Source organism: Clostridium sp. AT4, from assembly GCF_001517625.2.
In the GTDB taxonomy this organism is placed as follows: Bacteria; Bacillota; Clostridia; order Lachnospirales; family Lachnospiraceae; genus Enterocloster.
Map to the genome: position 1 here is coordinate 1,714,285 of NZ_LN999828.1, position 21,251 is coordinate 1,735,535.

15 protein-coding genes are annotated in these 21,251 nt (G+C 48.1%); 1 reads left to right on the plus strand and 14 read right to left on the minus strand.

Going from position 1 to position 21,251, the window contains the following annotated elements:
• Positions 1–80: 80 nt before the first annotated feature.
• Positions 81–1,451: a hemolysin family protein gene (locus BN3656_RS14275; protein ID WP_066549485.1), complete on the minus strand. Its 1,371-nt coding sequence runs from the start codon at positions 1,449–1,451 to the stop codon at positions 81–83.
• Positions 1,452–1,587: 136 nt separating this feature from the next.
• Between BN3656_RS14275 and BN3656_RS14280 the strand changes: the two genes are divergently transcribed.
• Positions 1,588–2,274 carry a YjjG family noncanonical pyrimidine nucleotidase gene (locus BN3656_RS14280; RefSeq protein ID WP_066549487.1) on the plus strand — a complete coding sequence of 229 codons (687 nt, stop codon included), beginning with the start codon at positions 1,588–1,590 and terminating at the stop codon, positions 2,272–2,274.
• An 11-nt stretch (positions 2,275–2,285) separates the two neighbouring features.
• Here the strand turns inward: BN3656_RS14280 and BN3656_RS14285 are convergent, their stop codons facing one another.
• The 13 genes from BN3656_RS14285 to kdpB form a co-directional block, all read right to left on the minus strand.
• Positions 2,286–4,061 carry an ABC transporter ATP-binding protein gene (locus BN3656_RS14285; RefSeq protein WP_066549495.1) on the minus strand — a complete coding sequence of 592 codons (1,776 nt, stop codon included), beginning with the start codon at positions 4,059–4,061 and terminating at the stop codon, positions 2,286–2,288.
• Positions 4,051–5,799 (minus strand): ABC transporter ATP-binding protein, encoded by a 1,749-nt coding sequence (locus BN3656_RS14290; RefSeq protein WP_066549497.1) that lies wholly within the window; start codon positions 5,797–5,799, stop codon positions 4,051–4,053. Before BN3656_RS14290 ends, BN3656_RS14285 begins: the two co-directional genes overlap by 11 nt.
• A complete protein-coding gene (locus tag BN3656_RS14295) occupies positions 5,796–6,662 on the minus strand; it encodes a YihY/virulence factor BrkB family protein (protein ID WP_066549498.1) in 867 nt (288 codons plus the stop codon). Before BN3656_RS14295 ends, BN3656_RS14290 begins: the two co-directional genes overlap by 4 nt.
• A gap of 30 nt (positions 6,663–6,692) precedes the next feature.
• Positions 6,693–6,971 carry an acylphosphatase gene (locus BN3656_RS14300; RefSeq protein WP_066549499.1) on the minus strand — a complete coding sequence of 93 codons (279 nt, stop codon included), beginning with the start codon at positions 6,969–6,971 and terminating at the stop codon, positions 6,693–6,695.
• 14 nt (positions 6,972–6,985) lie between these two features.
• Positions 6,986–7,927 carry a 2-hydroxyacid dehydrogenase gene (locus BN3656_RS14305; RefSeq protein WP_066549500.1) on the minus strand — a complete coding sequence of 314 codons (942 nt, stop codon included), beginning with the start codon at positions 7,925–7,927 and terminating at the stop codon, positions 6,986–6,988.
• A 24-nt stretch (positions 7,928–7,951) separates the two neighbouring features.
• The gene (locus BN3656_RS14310) at positions 7,952–8,320 is read right to left on the minus strand and encodes an Hpt domain-containing protein (RefSeq protein ID WP_066549501.1); all 369 of its coding nucleotides are present in this window, start codon (positions 8,318–8,320) and stop codon (positions 7,952–7,954) included.
• 24 nt (positions 8,321–8,344) lie between these two features.
• Positions 8,345–9,862, minus strand: coding sequence for an HD domain-containing phosphohydrolase (locus tag BN3656_RS14315; RefSeq protein ID WP_066549503.1), 1,518 nt, complete (start codon positions 9,860–9,862; stop codon positions 8,345–8,347).
• Positions 9,813–12,674: a transporter substrate-binding domain-containing protein gene (locus BN3656_RS14320; protein WP_066549505.1), complete on the minus strand. Its 2,862-nt coding sequence runs from the start codon at positions 12,672–12,674 to the stop codon at positions 9,813–9,815. Before BN3656_RS14320 ends, BN3656_RS14315 begins: the two co-directional genes overlap by 50 nt.
• Before the next feature lie 146 nt (positions 12,675–12,820).
• Positions 12,821–14,344 (minus strand): 4Fe-4S dicluster domain-containing protein, encoded by a 1,524-nt coding sequence (locus BN3656_RS14325; RefSeq protein ID WP_066549508.1) that lies wholly within the window; start codon positions 14,342–14,344, stop codon positions 12,821–12,823.
• A gap of 119 nt (positions 14,345–14,463) precedes the next feature.
• On the minus strand, positions 14,464–16,422 hold the full coding sequence (locus tag BN3656_RS14330) for an ATP-binding protein (protein WP_066549510.1): 1,959 nt from the start codon (positions 16,420–16,422) through the stop codon (positions 14,464–14,466).
• Positions 16,419–18,479, minus strand: coding sequence for a DUF4118 domain-containing protein (locus tag BN3656_RS14335; RefSeq protein WP_066549512.1), 2,061 nt, complete (start codon positions 18,477–18,479; stop codon positions 16,419–16,421). Before BN3656_RS14335 ends, BN3656_RS14330 begins: the two co-directional genes overlap by 4 nt.
• A 10-nt stretch (positions 18,480–18,489) precedes the next feature.
• On the minus strand, positions 18,490–19,128 hold the full coding sequence (gene kdpC, locus BN3656_RS14340) for a potassium-transporting ATPase subunit KdpC (RefSeq protein ID WP_066549515.1): 639 nt from the start codon (positions 19,126–19,128) through the stop codon (positions 18,490–18,492).
• Between the two features lie 43 nt (positions 19,129–19,171).
• On the minus strand, positions 19,172–21,226 hold the full coding sequence (gene kdpB, locus BN3656_RS14345) for a potassium-transporting ATPase subunit KdpB (protein ID WP_066549516.1): 2,055 nt from the start codon (positions 21,224–21,226) through the stop codon (positions 19,172–19,174).
• Between the last annotated feature and the right edge of the window lie 25 nt (positions 21,227–21,251).

The following is a 21,251-nucleotide window of genomic DNA, read 5'->3' on the forward strand; positions in this document are numbered from 1 at the left end:
AGAAAACCCTCTTTTTCTCCATACACATCTGCGGTATTTTTGTGCCGTTTCGCACATCGCTCTTATTATAACTGATTATTTTACATTTGTCTGCTAATTTTCTGCAATATTTCTTCCTCTTCAATCGCATCCGGCAGATCTCTTAAAGTAAGCTTTACCTTATCGATCACTCTGTCCTCCACAGATTCGATCTCAAAATACGCCTCCTCCGTCTGAGCGGTCAGCGGAAGCTCTCCCTCTTCAGGAATATGGCCTAACAGCTCCATCAGATAGCCGGAAAGCGTATCGCAGGTGCTGTCCATATGAAGATGGAGTTTTTCCTTCAGGTCAAAAAGAGAAATACTGCCTGCGATCCGATAAACCCGGTGAGGCTCTAACTCCTGTATTTCCGGCTCTTCCTCCTCATATTTTTCATGGATATCTCCCACAATCTCCTCGATCAGATCTTCCAGGGTCACCATACCGGAAACCCCACCATACTCATCCACCAGAATAGCCATCTTTTCCTTTCTGGCCTGCATCTGTTCAAACAGGGCGTCTGTGCGGAGATTTTCCGGCACAAAATACGGCGGCAGCAGGATGGAGCGGATATCCAGTGTTTCAAAGGAGCGTTCTCTCGCCTGAATCACTAAAAGCTTGGTGGACAGGATGCCGATGATATTATCCATATCTCCCTCATAAACCGGAATCTTGGAATGCATAGACTGTAAAATTTCATCCAGATAGGATTCCAACGGTTCTTCAATATCAATCGCCACCATCTCCTGTCTGGGCACCATGACCTCTCTGGCCTTCTTGTCATCAAAAGAAAAAATGGATGTGATCATTTCCTTTTCAATTTCATTAAATACCCCTGTCTCACTTCCTGTTTCCAGAAGGGATTTGATCTCTTCCTCTGATACGTCTGTCTCCAGAGTTTCACTGTGCATCCCCATAAGCTTTAAAATACCGCTGGTGGAAAAGGTGAGCAGATGGATAAAGGGATTCATGAGCCTGGAAATGAAATATACCGGGCCTACGCAGAACAGGCTAAAGCCCTCTGCCTTCTGAAGAGCAATCCTCTTTGGCACAAGCTCACCGAAAACCAGATTAAAATAGGCCAAAAGAATGGTAACAAGCACTCCTGCTGCCGTCTGGCTGTAGGGCACATTCCACTGGCTCATTTTTACTGCCAGTACCTGAGCAATACCGGTAGCCGCAGACGCACTGGAAAAGAAGCCTGCCAGAGTGATCGCGACCTGGATCGTAGAAAGAAAGACCGTAGAGTCCTCCATCAGACGTTCGATCAGAGCAGCGTTTTTATTGCCCTGCTCCGCCAGACGGTGGATTTTGTTTTTGTTGACAGAGACCACAGCCATCTCAGAGCCTGAAAAGAATGCATTGACAAGAGTCAGCACCAGAAGGATCAGAAGCTGTGTGATGATACTGGCCGATTGCGGATCGGATTCCATAATAAAAAATTCCTCCTTTTTGATGGTATAAGGTACATTATACTGAAAAAGGAGGAATTTGTCAGCTAAAAGTTTTATTTACGAAGCGTTAAAACTGTGTTAAAGTAACATCAATGATACATACTTGGAGGTAAAAATGATCACTCATATTTTTCTTGATGTAGATAATACCATTCTGGATTTTAATAAAGCCGAGGCTATAGCATTGGAAAAGACCCTTTCCGCCCTGTCTGTCCCACATTCTCCAGAGGTGATCCGCCGCTACAGCCAGCTCAATCTGGCACAGTGGAAGCTTTTGGAGCAGGGAAAGCTTACAAGGGAACAGGTAAAGGTGCGCCGCTACCGGCTTCTCTTTGACGAGCTTAAAACGGATGCGTCCCCTGAGGAAGCCGCCCGTATTTATGAAGGCCTTTTAGGACAGGGACATTACTTTATGGACGGGGCTGTGGAAATGCTTCAGGCGCTTTATGGCTCCTTTCATCTCTATCTGGCAACAAACGGCACAGCATCTGTGCAGAAAAGCAGACTCAAAAGTGCAGAGATCGAACCGTTTTTTGAACAGATCTTCATCTCCGAGGAACTGGGCTGCAACAAGCCGGAAACCTCATTTTTTGAACGCTGCTTTGCAACAATCCCTGATTTTAAAAAAGAGGAGGCTGTCATGGTCGGTGACAGCCTAACCTCTGATATCTTAGGCGGAATCCGTGCAGGGATCCGCACCATATGGTTTAATAAGGACTTAAAAGAATCTTCCGGAGAAATCCGCCCCGATCATACGATCAAAGCTCTTAGCGAGCTACCGGACCTTCTTCGCTCCATGTAAAGAGTAAACGGTCATTCCCCCGTGGAAGGGGCAAACTGGCTATTATAGATTTCTGCATAATAGCCGTTTTTACGCAGCAGCTCTTTGTGACGGCCCTTTTCCACAATACGGCCATCACGCATGACCAGGATCACATCCGCTTCCCGGATGGTAGAAAGACGGTGGGCCACAATAAAACTGGTTCTTCCCTCCATCATCCGTGAAAATGCCTTCTGTACCCGGATTTCTGTGCGGGTATCAATGGATGAGGTGGCCTCATCCAGGATCAGCATAGACGGTAGGCAGAGCATCACTCTGGCAATGCATAAAAGCTGTTTCTGTCCCTGAGACAGATTCCCTCCATCTTCATTTATGACCGTATCATATCCCTGAGGCATACGCATGATAAAGCTGTGGGCGTGTGCCTCTTTTGCTGCACGGATGATCTCTTCCTCTGAAGCTTCCGGCCTTCCGTAAGCGATATTTTCCCGGATGGTTCCGGCCTTCAGCCAGGTTTCCTGAAGAACCATGCCATAGCTGGCTCTTAAACTCTGTCTCGTTATATCCCGGATATCTCTTCCTTCTACCCGTACGCTTCCTGATTTTACGTCATAAAAACGCATAAGAAGATTGATCACGGTAGTCTTTCCGCAGCCCGTCGGCCCAACGATCGCCACTCTCTGCCCCGGTTTGACGCTCAGGTTCAGATCCTCGATCAAAGGACGCTCCGGCTGATAGGAAAAGCTCACATGCTCCAAAGCTACATTTCCATCCACATCCTTTAAAACAACAGCTTCCGGTCTATCCTCCGGGATGGCTGGTTCATCCATAAGTTCAAAAACTCTGGCAGCAGAGGCCAACGCATTCTGCAGCTCTGTCACTACTCCGGAAATTTCATTAAATGGCTTTGTATACTGATTGGCATAGCTTAAAAAGCTGGTCAGCTGCCCGATGGTTAAAAGCCCACGGATCACTCCCCAGGCTCCGGTAATCCCAACCGCCGCATAGACCATGCTGTTAACAAAACGGGTGGCCGGATTGGTAATGGAAGAAAAGAAGGTGGCCTTAAGGCTGCATCCGGCCAACCGGCTGTTAATCTCCTGAAAACGTTTTTCAGCCTCCTTCTCATATCCAAAGGCCTGAACGACCTTCATATTTCCCAGCATCTCATCTGTGAGTGTTGTGAGTTCACCTCTGGCCTCAGACTGCTGCTTAAACATCACAAAAGTCTTTTTTGCAATAAAGCTGGCTACAAAAAAGGATACTGGCGTCAACACCACCACCGCAGCAGTAATAAATGGCTGGATCGACAGCATAAATAAAAGAGTTCCCAAAATCGTTAAAGCACCAGTAAATAACTGGGTAAAGCCTAACAGCAGGCCTTCTGAAAACTGGTCAATATCTGTAATAATACGGCTGATCATATCTCCCGCCGGATGAGAATCAACGTAACTTAAAGGAAGAACCTCCAGATGATCGAATGCCCGGGTACGTATATCCATGGAAACACGGTAGGTAATGGTATTGTTGATGTGGTTCATCAGCCACTGGCTTACTGCTGTCACTGCCATAACGATCAAAATCCGTTTCAGTATCTGGATCAGCTGCTGAAAGTCCACCTGTCCTCTTCCCACGATCTGATCCACAGCCTGTCCCGTAAGGATCGGGATATAGAGAGTTGAAGCCACCGTTGTCACTGCCAGAAAAAGGGACAAAAGCACTGCCGCACGGTAATCTTTTATATAGAGCAGGATCCTTTTTAGGGTCTGTATGCTTTTTGTTTTATCTAATTTTCCCTTACTGCTCATCCCGTTCCACCTCCTCGTTTGAAAGCTGCGACAGACAGATTTCCCGATAAACCTCACAGGAAGAAAGAAGCTCTTTATGGGTTCCCATACCGGCCAGATGCCCGTCATCCAGTACCAGAATACAGTCTGCACTTTGGATAGCTGATACCCTCTGGGATACGATAAATACCGTCATATCCCCCGTTTTTTCCCGGATCGCTCTTCTCAGCCTGGCATCTGTGGCAAAATCAAGGGCTGATGCGCTGTCATCCAGGATCAGGATCCGCGGCCTGCGCACCAGAGCCCTGGCAATGGTCAGACGCTGCTTCTGGCCTCCGGACAGATTTCGGCCTCCCTGATCGATCATAAACTCCAATCCCTGTCCCTTTTTCTCTGCCACTTCCTTTGCCTGGGCAATTTCTAATGCCTCCCAGATTTCCTCATCCGAGGCATCCGCCTTTCCCCAGCGCATATTGTCTTTAAGGCTCCCCTTAAAAAGCACCGCCTTCTGAGGCACCACTCCGATGATGGAACGGAGCTCTTTCATAGAATAATCCTTCACATCACGGCCGTCTACAAGAACCATTCCCTTTCCCACATCATAAAACCGGGGGATCAGATTTACAAGCGTAGATTTGCCGGAACCGGTGCCTCCTATGACTCCCACCGTCTGCCCCTTCATGGCGCAGAATGAAAGATCTGTAAGGACTTCCGACTGAGTCTCCCCATAGGAGAAGCTTACGCGCTTAAATTCCACCATTGGACCGCTTTGTTTTTCTGCCCCGGCAGGCTTCAAATCGGAGCCGTCCCTTAGGCTGCTTTCCAGCTCAAATACTCCGTCCACCCGCTTCATGCAGGCCACTGCCTTTGAGATCAGGATAATAAGATTGGCCATTTTAACCAGTTCTGTGAGGATCTGAGACATATAGTTTACAAGCGCAATGACCTGTCCCTGAGTAATGATGCCTGCATCGGTGCGTTCTGCCCCCACCCAGATCACAGCCACAGCAGCCAGATTGACGATCACATAGGTAACGGGATTTAAAAGAGCAGAAATTTTTCCCACAAATACCTGCATCTGCACCAGGCTGCCATTTTCCTTCTCAAACGTTTTCTTTTCACTTTCCTGCCGGTTAAAGGCACGGATCACCCGGATTCCCATGAGATTTTCTCTCGTAGTCATCAGTACCCGGTCCAGCTTTTTTTGTACCGCCTGATACAGGGGCATACTGATGAGCATGATCCCAAATACTACGATACATAAAAGAGGGATCGTCACTGCAAAAACCATGGCCGCCTTCCGGTCTACCATAAAGGCCATTACCATGGCTCCAAACACTACAAACGGAGACCGCAGAAGCAGGCGCAGAGTCATATTGATGCCGTTCTGTACCTGATTGATATCGCTGGTCATGCGGGTAATCAGGGCAGATGCTCCCACCTGGTCGATTTCTTTATAAGACAGGCCTGAAATATGCGTAAACAGATCATTGCGCAGAGCCGTAGCTGCTCCGGTGGCTGCCTTGGCTGCAAAATACTGCGCGGTGAGGGAGCAGGCCAGGCCGATCATTCCAAGGAGCACCAGAAGGCCTCCCATAAGAGACACATAGCCCGTATCCCTCCCCCCTATTCCAACGTCGATCATACTTGCCACCACCAGAGGCACAAACAGCTCAAAGCTGGCCTCAAGCATCTTAAAAAGAGGCCCCAGGATGCTTTCTGTCCTGTACGCCTTCATATAACTGAGCAATCGTTTCATTGCCGTTTCTCCTTGTTTCTATCGAATTTTTTCCATTCTCCACTGCACAGCCGCACAAAAAACCAGTTCAGCTCTGCCCCCATAAAAAGAATGCACATACAGAAATACAGCCACAAAAGGAGGATCACAATGGCTGCAAGGCTGCCGTACATATACGAATATCCCCGTCCTCCGATCCGGTTAAAGTAAATGGAAAAGCCCAGAGAAAAAACCATCCATACCAAAGCGGAAAAGAGCGCTCCCGGAATCTGCTTTGCCGCCTTTAAGCGCTTTTCCGGCACAAAGGTATAAATCCCCCAGAAAAAGAAAAACAGAACCAGAAAAAACCACAGGGATCTGAAATCGATCAGCCGGCCGATCACGGCTCCCACAAAGGGAAAATGTGTGTTCAAAAACCCCCGAAGAAGCTGGCCAAACACCAGAAGGATCAGAGAAAGGATGCACACAGCCACAAAAACAATGGTGTAGCCGCAGCAGATCAGCCGGCTGATAATGTACCAGTATTTCTCCTCCTTTCCCCATACGCGGTCCAGCCCTCTTGCCATGCTGAACATCCCCCTTCCGGCCGACCATAACGCCGTCACCGCTGTAAGGGAAACCATCGTAGCCGGAGACTTTAAGGAAAGATCATTTACCATGCGAAACGCCAGAGATTTATAATCCTCCGGCGTAAACGCTACGACCAGTTCCATAAATTCCGCCTGCGAAATGGCCGGTATCATCTGGACCGCAGTAAGAAGCAGCATAATAAAGGGTACGAAGGACAGGAGCACAAAAAAAGAGACCTGAGCCGCATAGACGGTCATCTCATCCTCCTTGTACTTCCGGTAAATTTCTCTTCCGACAGCAATCCATTTTACCATCCTTCTCTCCCTTCATACAATATCCATTTTTTACCAGGTCTCACGAAATTCCCTTTCTTTCTCCTTTAAAGGAAGATTCTCTGCTTCCATCCCCTCAATTCGTATATAAGGTCCTTCCTGCAGCCCCTGGATCAGACGGCGGATCTCATCCTCTGTTCCCTGAACCTCCATTTCAACCCGGCCGTCCCACAGGTTTTTCACCCAGCCGGTAAGGCCCAGGCGGCGGGCCAGAAGGCAGGCGGTAAAGCGGAATCCCACCTCCTGAACCCGTCCGGAAAAATAAATATGTCTGCGGATCTGTTTCCTCATTATATGGCCCTTTCTCACATCACATTCCGTGGTGTACCCTTTAAATAGAAATCCACATTTTCAAATACAGTCACAGCCCGCTTTACCATGGCTTCCTTCGTAGCAAAGGCAGCATGAGGCGTCACGATCGTATTGGGCGCCGAAAACAGCGGATGATCCGACGGCACCGGAGGTTCCTGTTCAAATACATCCACACCGGCTCCGGCAAGACGCCCCTCCTTTAATGCCTCTGCAAGAGCTTTCGAATCTACGATCGGCCCTCTGGCCGTATTGATCAGTACGGCTGTTTTTTTCATCTTTCCAAGCTCTTTGGCCCCGATCATGCCTCGTGTTTTGTCATTTAATGGCACATGGAGGGAGATGATATCACTTTCCTCCAGGAGTCTGTCCATATCCACATAGGTTATACCTGGAAGTTCCTTTACGGTACGGCTGTAAGCCAGCACCCGGCAGCCAAATGCCTTTGCGATCTCTGCCACCCGCAGGCCGATCGCTCCTGTTCCGATGACGCCAAAAGTCTTTCCCTCCAGTTCAAAGCCCACCAAGCCGTCCTTCGTCCCTTCCCTGCGGCAGACGCTGTCGCAGGAGATCAGATTGCGGTACAGGCCGATAAGCAGGCCAAAGACGAGATCCGCCACCGCACAGGTAGAATAGCCGGCGCAATTGCACACCGTTACCCCCTGTTTTTTACAGGCCTCCATGTCAATGTGGTCGACCCCTGTAAATGCCACGGATAAAAGCTTCAGATTTCTGCAGCCCCGGATCACCTCTCCATTTAAAGGCAGATTCGACACCACGATCACATCCGCATCCTGCCCCCTTCGGATCAGCTCCTGCGTATCCGTTACTCTTGTATCATAATAAATAATCTCTGCCCTTCCTTTTAGGGCCTCCTCTGCCATGGAAAGCAGCCGTTCCTTTTCTACACCCAAAGGTTCTATGATGACCAGTTTCATTTTTCCGTCCTCCTTTTAATTCTTCTATTCTTCTTTTATAAACTGCTCTGCCGTCTTTATAATTTTCTCATACGCCTCATTTACCACCGCAAAAGCATCGTTTACTTCTTCCAAAGCCGCTCCTTTTCCCTCAGGACGCAGATCCTCTGTAAGACGGTCCGCCGCCTCATAAAGCGGAACAAATCCCAGATTCTGCGCCACCCCCTTTAAGGTGTGGGCCCCTCGAAAGGCTCCCTCACGATCCTCGGATTTTAACGCCTCCTTTAACTGTCCAAAGCTCTTATCATCGGGAAATTTTAAAAAGAACTTACGGATCAACAGATCGCTGCGCAGTCTGGAACGCACATCCTCATAATCGGCTCCTATTTGTTCATAGCATTCTTTTATTGTCATAAATACCACCTCTATTACGCCTTTTCATATTTTTACAGCCACTCCTACCGCACCCAGATACTGAGGTTTCTGATCTTTCGACCACAGAGTGCGTACCGTCACACGGCACTTATGGAGTACATTATTAAACAGGAGTTCTATTTCATCCTCCCGCTCAGAATCCTCCGGCGTTGTTTCGCGAACCATTTTTACAATTTTCCCAGCCTCTGTACCTGCCGAATTTATCCAGGATTCATCTCTTATATCCAGCACATTCGGTTCCATTCCAAAAACCTCTGCCGCATAACCGGACATCTCTGTAATACCTGTCACTGCGCTGTACTCAAAGCTGACTATGGGGATTTTTGAAAGAAAAAACTGTTTTTTCTCCTCCTGGATCTCTATCTGGCCTACATTGTATCCCACCATCCGAAGTTCTTTATTATACAGTTTGCGCTCCACTGTCTCATAGATCTGCCGGTTATGCCTGGTGCCTGGAGAATAAACCTGCAGTTCTTCGCGGATTAGCTCCTGCACTTCCTCAAGACACTCCAGAAGCAAGGGATTTATGGCGCCGCACTCTCCGTTTAAAATCATTTCCATGGCTTTTTGATGGGAAAATGCCTTTTTATAGCAACGCTCGCTGGTAAGGGCGTCATACACATCCGCCAAAGATACGATCTGAGCTGAAATCGGGATCTCGTCTCCCTTTAAACCGTCCGGATACCCTTTTCCGTCATAGCGCTCATGATGCCATCGGCAGATTTCATAGGCAGTCTGGATAAAGGGCTCATCCTTATAAACAGGAAGCTGGGAAAGCATCTGGGCTCCTATCACAGAATGGCTTTTCATGATCTGAAATTCTTCATCTGTAAGACGGCCCGGCTTATTTAAAATTGAATCAGGCACACTGATTTTTCCCACGTCATGCAGCGCTGAGGCTGTGCTGATACGCTCAATATCCTCTCTTGTCAGGCCGTAGCGGTCTGTTTTGGAGCATAACTGACGCAGCAGGATTTCTGTCATTGTATGGATATGAAGAATATGAAGTCCGCTTTCTCCATTTCTGAATTCCACCATATGGCTCAGAATATTGATCATCATATCGTTATTCTTTTCCTTCTCATAAATCTGGTCTGCCACCATGTGGACCAGACGCTTCTGTTTAGCATAAAGCATGAGCGTATTTTCCACCCTCTTTTGAACCACAAGCGCATTAAAGGGGCGGCTGATATAGTCTGTAACTCCCATTTCATACGCACGCTCCACATAAGAGGAAGCGCTTTCTGCAGAAATCATAATCACAGGAATGTCGGAAATCATATGATATTTATTCATCACAGCCAGAACCTCAAATCCGTTCATCAGAGGCATCATGATATCCAACAGGAGCAGGTCAATATTGGTAGTAAGCTTTTTTAAATACGCTACCGCCTCAAGACCATTTTCCGCTTCTAAAATTTCGTATCCCTCTCCCAGCATATCCGCAAGGATCGCCCGGTTCATTTCCGAATCATCTACGATCAGAATTCTCTGTTTTGTTCTTATTTCCGTACTCTTCATCCTTCTTCTCTTTTCTAACCAACTTGTGCAGTGCCCTGCATACCTGATCCAAGTCGATGGGTTTTATAAGATGGGCATCCATTCCTGCACCATGCGTTTTTGCGATATCCTCTGCGAACACATTGGCTGTCATGGCGATAATGGGAACCGTCTCTCCATCCGGCCGTCCTTTACAGGAGCGGATCCTTTTTGCAGCCTCCAGCCCATCCATTTCCGGCATCATAATGTCCATAAGAATGGCGTCAAAGCAGCCTGGCGGATGATTTTCAAACACCTCTGCAGCCTGTTTTCCATTCTCTGCAGCCGTCACATGCGCACCTTCTTCTTCCAAAAGGCATACGGCAATTTCCCGGTTCAATTCATTATCGTCAGCCACCAGGATCTTAAGACCATTCAGAACAGCCCGGCAAGATGTCATTTTCCTTTCCTCATGCACATCTGAAGCTTCTCCCTTTTCAAAGGAAAGCCTGACGGTAAAGCAACTTCCTTCTCCCTGATGGCTTTCTGCCTCAATTACTCCTCCCAGCTGATCGACCAGTTTTTTGGTAATTGCCATTCCCAGGCCGGTACCCCGATAGGTAGTTCTGGCCTGTCGATGCTCCTGGGTAAACGCCTCAAATAAATGATCTATATATTCCGGACTCATGCCGATCCCGGTGTCTTCCACTGTAAATACAAAAAGCATGCTGTTTTCATCTTCTGCCTCTTTATGAACGCAAAAGCGAATCCTTCCGCCGTCTTCTGTATACTTAACTGCATTGCTTAAAAGATTTAAAAGGATCCGGCGCAGATGAAGAGGATTTCCCACTGCCCGCTCCCCTCTGGCGCAATCCGTCTCTTTTATAAATTCTATCCTCCTGCCTGTAAGCTGTCCCTCTGTAATGGAAATACAGTCATCCAGGATCTCCTGCAGCTCAAAAGATTCCATGCTGCTTTCTGCTTTTCCGCTTTCCAGCTTTGCCATATCAAGCACATCGTTGATCAGAGCCATCAGATGACCCGCAGCTCCCTGGATTTTATTCAGACAATCCTCCATCCGCTCCGGATTCCCTATACTGCGCCGGGCAATTTCCAGCATTCCCATAATCCCGTTAATCGGCGTACGGATATCGTGGGACATATTAGAGAGGAATTCCGACTTGGCCCTACTGGCGCTTTTGGCCTCCTCCAGGGCTGTCATCAAACGGCTGTGATACTTATACTGTACATAGACCCATACAAGTCCCGCAATGATCGCTGCGATCATAACGCATAAAAGGATCATAAGTCCGGGATACTGGTAGGCCACTCTGGCAATGGAAAAAGGCGGGGTACCGTAATCGGTGTTCCTGCTGATAACCTGATCTACAAAATCAGAATCCATGCTCTTTATACCCTTATTCAGGATCCGGACCAGAATACTGTCAAGATCCTCGGAAATACCAATATTAAAATACTGATAATGCGATGTAAACGATGTCTTATATTTATCCTTTATATCGTCAAACACAGTTTTTTCCACCTGATAGGTATACGCATAGGAAGCATCTGCTCTTCCCGTCTCCATCGCCTTTAAACATTCTGCAAAGGAATCACAGTATACCAGGCAGTCCTTTCCCAGAGTTTCAGGCAGGCTTTCAGGAAAAACAGAATTTCCGATCACAGCGATCTTCTCTTTTTCTCCCTTGGAATCCTTAAATTCAAGCCAGGACATACCTGCACTTACATAGGAATCCGTCAGCTTGTAGCCCAGATCCTCTGCCCGTGAAAAGCTATCATGACAGTCAATGCACAAATCCGGCCTTTTTCCATCTAAAAGAGTTTTATATTCCTCTCTGGTCCTGGAGATCAAAATCTGATACCGTATCCCCACCCGCTCTGCAATATCCGCAAAAAGTTCCGGAAGGATTCCCTTCATCTGTCCGTCTTCATAGTAGGAATAGGGAAAGCGGTCCGGATTTACCGCCACCGTAAAAACACTTCCATTTTTTTCCAGCTGATCCAGATATTTCTTTTCATTCTGGCTCAGATGAAGCGATCCATGGAGCTGATCTTCATAATATTGACTGGAAAGCAGCGTTCTCCATCCCGGTTCGTCCTGATCCATAGCCGCGATGGCCTGATCCACCCACTGCAAAAGCTTTGTATCTTCTTTGCGTACCATAACATAAAATGGTTCCCGGGAAAAAATATCCAGCATCCATTCATTCTTAACTGCCCGCAAACTGGTAGTAACTGCTGCATCTACCTCACCGCTTTGAAGTCCGTCATAAAGAGCGGCTGCATCTGGATAATAAACACTTTCATAGGAAAAGCCCTTCATTTCGGCAAATTTTTTAAAATTTTCATTTCTGATGTTTTGACGGATCATTCCTACCCTCATCCCGTCATAGGTAGAATAGTCCTGAGGAATGATCTGTTCATTTCCCGCCTTTATCGTCAGCATGGTGCCGCAGGTACCTACAGGCTGATTTGAAAACACAAAATCCTCTTCCCATTGCCCGCGTTTTACCGCCGATGTCACAAGGTCAACTTCTCCGTTTTTCAGCATTTTCAGGACGCCGCCATTCTCAGCGTTTGCAGTTTTATATTCATAAACTACATTTCCATAACGGCTCAGCTTCTGAAGAAAGTCATAGCCGTAACCGCTGCGCACTCCATCTGCATCCGTCATATGATAGCCTTCCATGGAGAATACTCCCACCCGGATGATCCGTTTTTTCTCCTGACAATAGCCAGGAAACGCCAGGATCAAAGTAAGGAAAACAGCGGTGGCAGCTAAAATTTTCCATTTAACGTTCGTGTGCACGGTCTGTTTCTTCTCCGTTTCCAAAACAGCATCCTCTCCATTTGCAGATTTTTTCTTTTATCTGTCCATTATATCGAAATTTTTTCTTTTAAGCAACGGCCTGGGGGCAAAAACAGAAAAATCCCCGGACAAAAGGCCGTCTCCAGCCGCTGTCCGGGGATTTTATCTTTTTAATATACAAGCTTATCCAGCTCTTTTACATGCTCTGTTTCATTTGAGTTTTTATGCTTTGCCTTGGATGCGTAGAGATTTACGGCTGCCTGGGATTTTTTCACAGGCTGCATGGTTCCGGCTCCGGCTACACAGCCGCCGGGACAGGCCATACCCTCTAACAGATAACCGTTGTACTTTCCAAGAGTTGCCATCTTAAGAAGCTGACGGCATTCCTTTAAGCCTTCTGCATTGGCGATCTTTACTTCCTTATCCGGATATTTTGCATGGATCACATCGGCTACGGACTTGGCCACGCCGCCTGCCACAGCAAAGTTTCTTCCGTCTGTGGAAGCGTCATTTACGCCCTCTGGATCCTCTTCGATATTCTCAATATCCACATGCTTTGCATCAAAGATTCCATCCATTTCTTCAAAGGTCAGGACAAAATCCACCTCGCTGCGGACAGATTTTCTCATCGCTTCCAGCTTCTTTGCCGCGCAGGGGCCGATAAATACGATCTTGGCATCCGGGTGCTCTCTCTTGATCAGTCTGGCGGTCAGAACCATAGGGGTCAATGCCATGGAAATGCAGTTAGCGTACTCCGGGAACAGCTTCTTTGCCATCACAGACCAGGCCGGACAGCAGGAAGTTGCCATAAACGGAAGCTTTTCTGGTACCTCCTCCAAAAAGTCAATGGCCTCCTGGGTCGCACACAGATCCGCTCCGATCGCTACCTCAAATACATCCGTAAAGCCCAGGGCCTTCATCGCCGCACGAACCTTTCCCGGTGTTACCTTCGGACCAAACTGGCCTACAAAGGCCGGAGCAACGGCAGCATACACCTTTTCTCCGGACTGGATGGAGCGGATGACCTGAAAGATCTGGGACTTATCTGCAATGGCTCCAAAGGGGCAGTTTACAAGGCACTGTCCGCATGACACGCACTTTTCGTAATCAATGTCCGCCTTGCCGTTTGCGTCGCTGCGGATGGCGTCCATTCCGCAGGCAGCGGCGCAGGGGCGCTCCTGAATGATGATCGCCTTATAGGAACATACGGTTGCACACTTGCCGCACTTAATGCACTTGTCCTCATCAATATGGGAACGGCCGTTGGTACGGTCTAAATGAATGGCATCCTTGGGACAGACCTCCACACAGGGATGGGCCAGACAGCCCTGACAGCCGTCTGTTACCATAACACGCTTTTCCTTGCAGGCATTGCAGGCAAATTTAATCACATTGATCAGGGGCGGCGTATAATAAGTCTCCGCCTTATCAGCTGCTTCTATGTTATCGGAAAGAGGCGCATGCTCTGCTGCACTGCGGCTGGGAAGACCCATGGCAAGACGAAGGCGTTCTCCTACAATGGCGCGCTCTAAAAATACATCATTGCGGAAATTCCCAACCTCGCCGGGAATGATCTTGTAGGGAAGCTCCTCGATCCGCTTGTCCACCGGCCATTCGGTGTGATAAGCCATGCGGGCAACCTCACGGAAAATTCTGTGACGGATCTCCTGGATCCTGGTCTCTACTCCTCTCATATTCTGTATCCTCACTTGTCTATTTTTTATCAAACATATTATAGGCATGGATAAAGGCGATTGCAAGCCTTTTTAAACATACAATCGCCTTGTATCATCAAAAATACACATTTTGCGGTTTATCCGGTCAGCTGTACCTCTTCTACTGGAAGAGTAAAGGTAAACACGGCCCCATGAGGATCATTGTCGTGTATAGAAATGGTGCCTCCATGGGCATTTACAATGGATTTGCACAGGGAAAGCCCCAGCCCCAGGCTTCTGCGGCTGTCCACAATCCGGTTGGCCCCGCTGTAAAACATTTCAAAGAGCTTTTCTTTGTTTTCATCCGGAACGCCGGGCCCGTCATCGGCCACGGAAATCACCGCCCATTTTCCCTCCTGTTTTGCTTCAACTGAAATATGGGAACCGGGCTCTGTATACTTGATGGCGTTATTTACCAGGTTAATCACCACCTGAACGATCAGCTTGGCATCCATTTTTGCCAAAAGGAGCTCATCCTCACAGCGTTCCGTAAGAATATGCTCCGTGCATTTCCGGTCCACATGATTAAGCGCCTCTTTTATCACCTCGTCCACCAGTTCCGCAGACATATTTAAGTTCAGCCTCCCTTCCTCCAGCCGGGTGACGGAAAGAAGGTTTTCCACCAGATTGATCAGCCACATGGCGTCGTCATAAATGTCCTGATACAGGCTCTGTCTGGTGGCCTCGTCAAAGGAGGGGCCGTTGGATAAAAGATTGCTCGCATTACCGGAAATCGAGGTCAGCGGGGTACGCAGATCATGGGAAATAGCCCTTAAAAGCTGGGAGCGAAGCTGCTCGTTTTTTGCCAGGACGGCAGCCTCCTGCTTCTCCCATGCATTTTTTTCATTTTCAAGCGCAAGGGCACATTCACCTAAAATTGAAAGGAGAATACTGTTTTCAAACATGGCAAGAGGATCCTTCTTTATGACAATTCCCACTACTCCGTATACCGCGTCGTTAATCCGCACCGCCAGATACAGACAGCTTGCATGGGACAGGATTCTGGTGGTGGCACCCGCATGGCGGTTATTGTCAAACGCCCACTGGGCGGCCTTTTTTTCCTCTTCCGATACATAATCCTCCGGTATGTCCGTTCCCTCTATCCGGAATACCTGAGCTTCTCCCAGCTTCCCGTCCTTTGCCAGATAAAAAATGATATCCCGGTTTAAAAGCTTCATCAGCTGGTGGGCCGTGGCAGATACAATCTCAGTCCGGGTCTTTTTCTGCTGTAAAAGCTGGTTCGTCTCAAACAGCACCCGGGTCCGAAAAGCCACATGGGCCAGCTGTCTGGAACCGTTTTTCATCCGGGAAGCTAACGTCCCCGTAAGGAAAGCCGCAATAAACATCACAAAAAAAGTCACTGGATAGCCTCTGTCATAAGCCATCAGCGAATATTTGGGATCTGTAAACAGAAAATTAAATACTAAAACACTGACAATCGACGCTATCAGGCTGTAGATCTGATTGCGGATCACCACAGATATAATCAATACTGCAAGCACATAAACAGTAATAATATTAGCCTCATCAAAGCCCAAATGTTCAAACAGGATACCGATGAAACTTGCCGCTGCCAGTCCCAAAACACTCTTTATCATATCTCCAACAGATAATACAAGAGCGCTCTGCCAGTTTTTGCGGCTGAACTTGCGGTTTTCCGCCATCTGACAGGGAATAATATAGATATCCATATTGGGAGCATTGGTAATGAGCTTTTCCGTCAGAGGCGGCTTTCCAAACAGATGCCTGCGCTCCGCCATGCTTCTTCCGATCACGATCTTTGTCACGCCGGAAAGTCTGGCAAACTCAGATATCTGAAACGCAATGTCGTCCCCGCAGGTGGTTTCGATCTTGGCTCCCAGCTTCTTTGCCAGACGGATATGCCCCCGAAGCCGGCTCCTGTCCTCCTCGTCCATTTTCTGGGATTGGGAAGTTTCCACATACAGCGCTGTAAATTCCCCCTTAAAGGCCTCCGCCATCCGGGCAGCAGCCCGGATAATGGTTCCATTGGCCGGAGAAGAGGACAGACAAACTAAAATATGCTCTCCCTGAGTCATATAATTTCCCCCTTCCTTTCTTTCATTTCATCTGAAGCCGCCATCATTTCCATACGTTCAAATACCAGTCCGGCTTCATTTAACATGGCGGTTAAAAGGCTGTATTCAAACGGGGGGATCTCCCTTCGCTCCTCCAGAGCAATTCCCGCTACGCCATATACTCTATCACCGCTCTTAACAGGAAGGTAAATCGCTTTGGCATCCGGCAGCGTATGGGTACATGCTCCGGCCCTCTTTCCCCGTGCGGCGCTCCACATCGCCACTGCCCGTTCTTTCTGATTTAAAAATTCCTCCTCCTGCATATGGCCCTCTCCGTCAGCCGGGAAGAAAAACGGCCCTTCCAGTCCGCCTCCGGAATACAGATAAAAAAGCACCGGCAGCCCCAGAAGCTTTTTGATCTGTCCGCTCACCTCCTTTACCGCTTCCTTTTTATCCCGGATTCTCCGCAGCCTTCTGCTGTTATCTAAAAGGATCTCCGTCCGGTATGCCTTTTTTGCCATTTCTCTGGAATGGCTGCGGACACGGTTCATAAGAGAGGAAGTAATAAGGGAAGCCGCCAGCATTACGGCGATCGTAACCGGATATTCTTTTCCATCCATCTGAAAACTGTAAAGAGGCTCTACAAAAAAGAAATTAAACAAAAGCACGCTGAGCAGAGAAGATACGACTACTGCCCCCCGTCTGGAAACAGTCATAGCCGCTAAAAGAACCCCCAGAAGATAGAGCATGATAATATTGGATTCAGACATTTGGAAATGCTGAAACATCATTCCAAACCCTGTAGATACTGCCAAAGCCAGAAAACATTTCACGCAGTCTCCCCCGATCCCTTCCATAAAAGTCTCCGGCTTCTTTCTTTTTCCTCTGCCGTATCCGGCATAAAAACCTCTTTTCTTTTTCGTCCCTCCGTTTTCTATATCCGGAATAATGTAAATATCCAGTTTGGGCGCATACTGAGCCACATGATCTGCCAGTGTTCCCTTTGTCTGTCCAAATAAAATCTTGTGATTCGTTCTTCCAAGAACTACTTTTGATACATTGCTAAGCTTGGCATACTCTGCGATCTGCCCTGCAATATCCTCTCCAAAAACCGTAGCAATTCTGGCTCCCAGAGCTTTCGCCAGATGGATATTTTCCTCTACCATCTGCCTGACTTTCGGATCTGCATGCTGTAACGAAGGCGTTTCCACATAAAGGGCTGTAAATTCTCCCCGAAATGCATAGGCCAAACGGGACGCCGTACGGATTACCTTTGCGCAAGTCGGAGACGGCGAAATACAGGTCAGCACATGCTCACCTGTATAGTAATCGGCCCCGCCTCTGTTTTCCCGCTCCATCACTGCCAGACGGTTTACCCTGTCCGCCGTACGTCTTAATGCAATCTCACGCAGGGCAATCAGCTTTTCCTCTGCAAAGAAATGATCCAGCGCCCGTTCTGCCTGAACTGCATGATAGATTTTTCCCTCCTTCAGTCTCTGAAGCAGATCCGAAGGCTCAATGTCGATCAGTTCTACCTGATCTGCCTGATCAAAAATCCCGTCGGGTATCCTTTCCCTGACCCGGATTCCCGTAATGCTTCCGATCTGGTCATTGAGGCTTTCCAGATGCTGGATATTTAAGGTGGTATATACGCTGATCCCGGCCTGTAAAAGCTCCTTTACATCCTGATACCGCTTTTCGTGCCGCAGTCCGGGAGCATTTGTATGTGCCAGCTCATCCACTAAGATCAGCTTTGGTTTTCTCTTTAAAGCTCCGTCCAGATCAAATTCCCTTAAACGGATGCCTTTATATTCAACCATAAAGGGAGGAAGCGTTTCCAGCCCCTCTGCCATAGCCAGAGTAGCCGGGCGGTCATGGGGCTCAATATATCCGGCTACCACCTCTTCCCCTCTGTCGCGAAGGGTCTGGGCTGCTTCCAGCATGGCATAGGTCTTTCCCACGCCGGCCGCATATCCCAGAAAGATCTTAAGCTTTCCCCTCTGCTCCTTCTCCCGCTTTTCTTCCTCTTTACGGAGCTTTTTTAAAAGAAGCTCCGGGTCCGGTCTGTTCTCTTCCATCTAAGCCTCCTTATGCTGTCACTCCCAGCTTCCTTGCCAGATCCAGATTCAGTTTCAGCACATTGACCCGTTCCTCTCCAAAAATCCCAAGCGCCTTATGCTCTGTGTGGGCTTCTACCATCTGGTAAAGCTCCTCCTCCTCAAAGCCTGTATTGGCTGCCACAATGGGAACCTGGATCTTGGCTGATGCCGGGCTGATATGGGGATCCAGTCCGGAACCGGAAGCAGTTAAAAGATCTGTCGGGATTTCCTCTGTCAGTTCTTCTCCTGTGGCTTTTTTATATTCTGCCTTAAACTCTGTTACAGCTGTTTCCACCCTTTCCTTTAATGCCTCATTGGATGGACCATAGTTATAGGTTCCCGATGCCACGCCTGTATAGGTTCCGTCTGCCTTTTCCTCATCTGTATACACATTATAATTGACCGAAGAAGGTCTTCCTTTGAAAAAGCGGGGATCGCTCCACTGCTGTCCCACCACCTCAGAGCCTACCGCCTTTCCGTCTGCGTAAATCAGGCTTCCATCTGCCTTTTCCTTAAACACCGTCTGAGCCAGTACCGTCGTCACAGCCGGATATATAACAGAGCTTAAAACAGCCATAAGCACGGTCAGGACAACCGCTCCCTTTAATGTCTTTAAAAATTGCTTCATATTCCTCTCCTCCTCATAAACCGCCCGGAAACCGGGGGCTGTATTACAGCCCCATCAGTCCAACCAGGGGAGCAATGATCAGGTCAATGATCTTGATTCCGATAAAAGGTACTACAATTCCGCCTGCTCCGTAGATTCCCATATTTTTAAGCAGCATACGCTCCGAGCTCATAGGCTTATATTTAACGCCGCGCATTGCAATGGGGATCAGTCCGGGAATGATCAGCGCATTAAAAATCAGTGCGGATAAAATGGCGCTGTATGGGCTTGAAAGCCCCATGATATTAAGCCGGCCCATCTGAGGAATCACCATCATAAACATGGCTGGGATAATGGCGAAATACTTTGCCACGTCATTTGCAATACTGAAGGTAGTCAGAGAACCTCTGGTAATTAAAAGCTGCTTTCCGATCTCTACTACTTCAAGGATCTTTGTAGGGTCTGAATCCAGATCAACCATGTTGGCAGCCTCTTTTGCCGCAGCCGTACCGGAATTCATTGCCAGCCCCACATCCGCCTGAGCCAGAGCCGGAGCGTCATTCGTTCCGTCGCCTGTCATTGCCACGATCTTTCCCTCTGCCTGCTCCTTTTTAATAGCGTCGATCTTATCCTCCGGCTTGCACTCTGCGATAAAGCCGTCTACGCCTGCCTCCTTCGCAATGGTAGCTGCCGTCAGAGGATTATCGCCGGTGCACATGATCGTCTTGATTCCGATCTGACGCAGACGCTCAAAGCGTTCCGTCAGTCCGGGCTTTACCGTATCCTTTAAGTAAATCACACCATAAATTACATTTCCGGCGCAAACCACTAAGGGCGTACCGCCCAGCTTGGAAATTCCTGTTACAATTTCTTCCAGATCTTTAGGGATGGTTCCATTTAATTCCCTTACTCTGGCCTTGATGGCCTCGGAGGCGCCCTTTCTTACCTCCATACCGTTTGAAAGATTAACGCCGCTCATCTTGGTCTGAGCCGTAAACTCCACAAATTCCATCTGACTGGCTGCCGAAGGGTCGATCCTGGTTCCCATGGTATTTCCCAGTTCTACTACCGATTTTCCTTCCGGAGTGGTATCCTTTAATGAGGTCATCACCGCATAATCGATCAGGTCTTCCTTTAAAACACCCTTTACCGGATAAAACTCCGCAGCCAGACGGTTTCCATATGTAATGGTTCCCGTCTTATCAAGGATCATGGTATCTACGTCTCCGCAGGCCTCTACGGCCTTACCGCTCATGGCAATTACATTAAACCGGGTCACACGGTCCATTCCCGCAATACCGATAGCAGAAAGAAGGCCGCCGATGGTAGTTGGGATCAGACATACCAGAAGGGCAATCAGGGTTGAAATGGGAATCCGGGTCTGAGAATAATCTGCAAAGCAGTGCAGCGTCACTACCACAATGAGGAAAATAATGGTTAAGCTTACAAGAAGGGTATTTAAAGCGATCTCATTGGGCGTCTTCTGTCTGGACGCGCCCTCTACAAGTGAAATCATCTTATCTAAGAAGGACTGGCCTGGTTCTGAGGTAATCCGGATCTTTAACCAGTCTGATACCACCGTGGTTCCGCCTGTGACAGAAGAAAAATCACCGCCTGCCTCTCTTGTTACAGGGGCAGATTCACCGGTAATAGCCGATTCATCCACAGAAGCAATTCCTTCAATCACCTCTCCGTCATTGGGGATCAGCTCTCCTGCTTCTACTAATACTACGTCTCCCTTCTTTAACTGGGAAGCCGGGATCACCGTTTCATTCCCTGCCCTATCCAGAATCCGGGCCGTGGTATCCTTTTTCGTCTTTTTTAACGTCTCTGCCTGAGCTTTTCCACGGCCCTCTGCAACCGATTCTGCAAAGTTTGCAAACAGGATTGTCACAAACAGGATCAGCGTTACGATCGTATTGTAAATCCGAAGCTCACCGCCATCTCCAAACATAGAAGGAAAAATGCTTAACAGCAGGGTAATGAAAAATCCGACCTCCACCACAAACATCACCGGATTCTTTATCATATATCTGGGATCCAGCTTCTGAAAGGCTCCTTTAACGGAGCTTTTCAGAATATCCTTTGTAATAAATTCAGTATGTTTCTCTCTTGCCATAGAAATTCCTTTCTACCTGTTTCCC

Excerpts from the sequence above, each read along its gene's own strand:
- BN3656_RS14275 (WP_066549485.1), bottom strand. The coding sequence starts at position 1,451 with ATGGAATCCGATCCGCAATCGGCCAGTATCATCACACAGCTTCTGATC.
- BN3656_RS14280 (WP_066549487.1), top strand. The coding sequence starts at position 1,588 with ATGATCACTCATATTTTTCTTGATGTAGATAATACCATTCTGGATTTT.
- BN3656_RS14285 (WP_066549495.1), bottom strand. The coding sequence starts at position 4,061 with ATGAGCAGTAAGGGAAAATTAGATAAAACAAAAAGCATACAGACCCTA.
- BN3656_RS14290 (WP_066549497.1), bottom strand. The coding sequence starts at position 5,799 with ATGAAACGATTGCTCAGTTATATGAAGGCGTACAGGACAGAAAGCATC.
- BN3656_RS14295 (WP_066549498.1), bottom strand. The coding sequence starts at position 6,662 with ATGGTAAAATGGATTGCTGTCGGAAGAGAAATTTACCGGAAGTACAAG.
- BN3656_RS14300 (WP_066549499.1), bottom strand. The coding sequence starts at position 6,971 with ATGAGGAAACAGATCCGCAGACATATTTATTTTTCCGGACGGGTTCAG.
- BN3656_RS14305 (WP_066549500.1), bottom strand. The coding sequence starts at position 7,927 with ATGAAACTGGTCATCATAGAACCTTTGGGTGTAGAAAAGGAACGGCTG.
- BN3656_RS14310 (WP_066549501.1), bottom strand. The coding sequence starts at position 8,320 with ATGACAATAAAAGAATGCTATGAACAAATAGGAGCCGATTATGAGGAT.
- BN3656_RS14315 (WP_066549503.1), bottom strand. The coding sequence starts at position 9,862 with ATGAAGAGTACGGAAATAAGAACAAAACAGAGAATTCTGATCGTAGAT.
- BN3656_RS14325 (WP_066549508.1), bottom strand. The coding sequence starts at position 14,344 with ATGAGAGGAGTAGAGACCAGGATCCAGGAGATCCGTCACAGAATTTTC.
- BN3656_RS14330 (WP_066549510.1), bottom strand. The coding sequence starts at position 16,422 with ATGACTCAGGGAGAGCATATTTTAGTTTGTCTGTCCTCTTCTCCGGCC.
- BN3656_RS14335 (WP_066549512.1), bottom strand. The coding sequence starts at position 18,479 with ATGGAAGAGAACAGACCGGACCCGGAGCTTCTTTTAAAAAAGCTCCGT.
- kdpC (WP_066549515.1), bottom strand. The coding sequence starts at position 19,128 with ATGAAGCAATTTTTAAAGACATTAAAGGGAGCGGTTGTCCTGACCGTG.
- kdpB (WP_066549516.1), bottom strand. The coding sequence starts at position 21,226 with ATGGCAAGAGAGAAACATACTGAATTTATTACAAAGGATATTCTGAAA.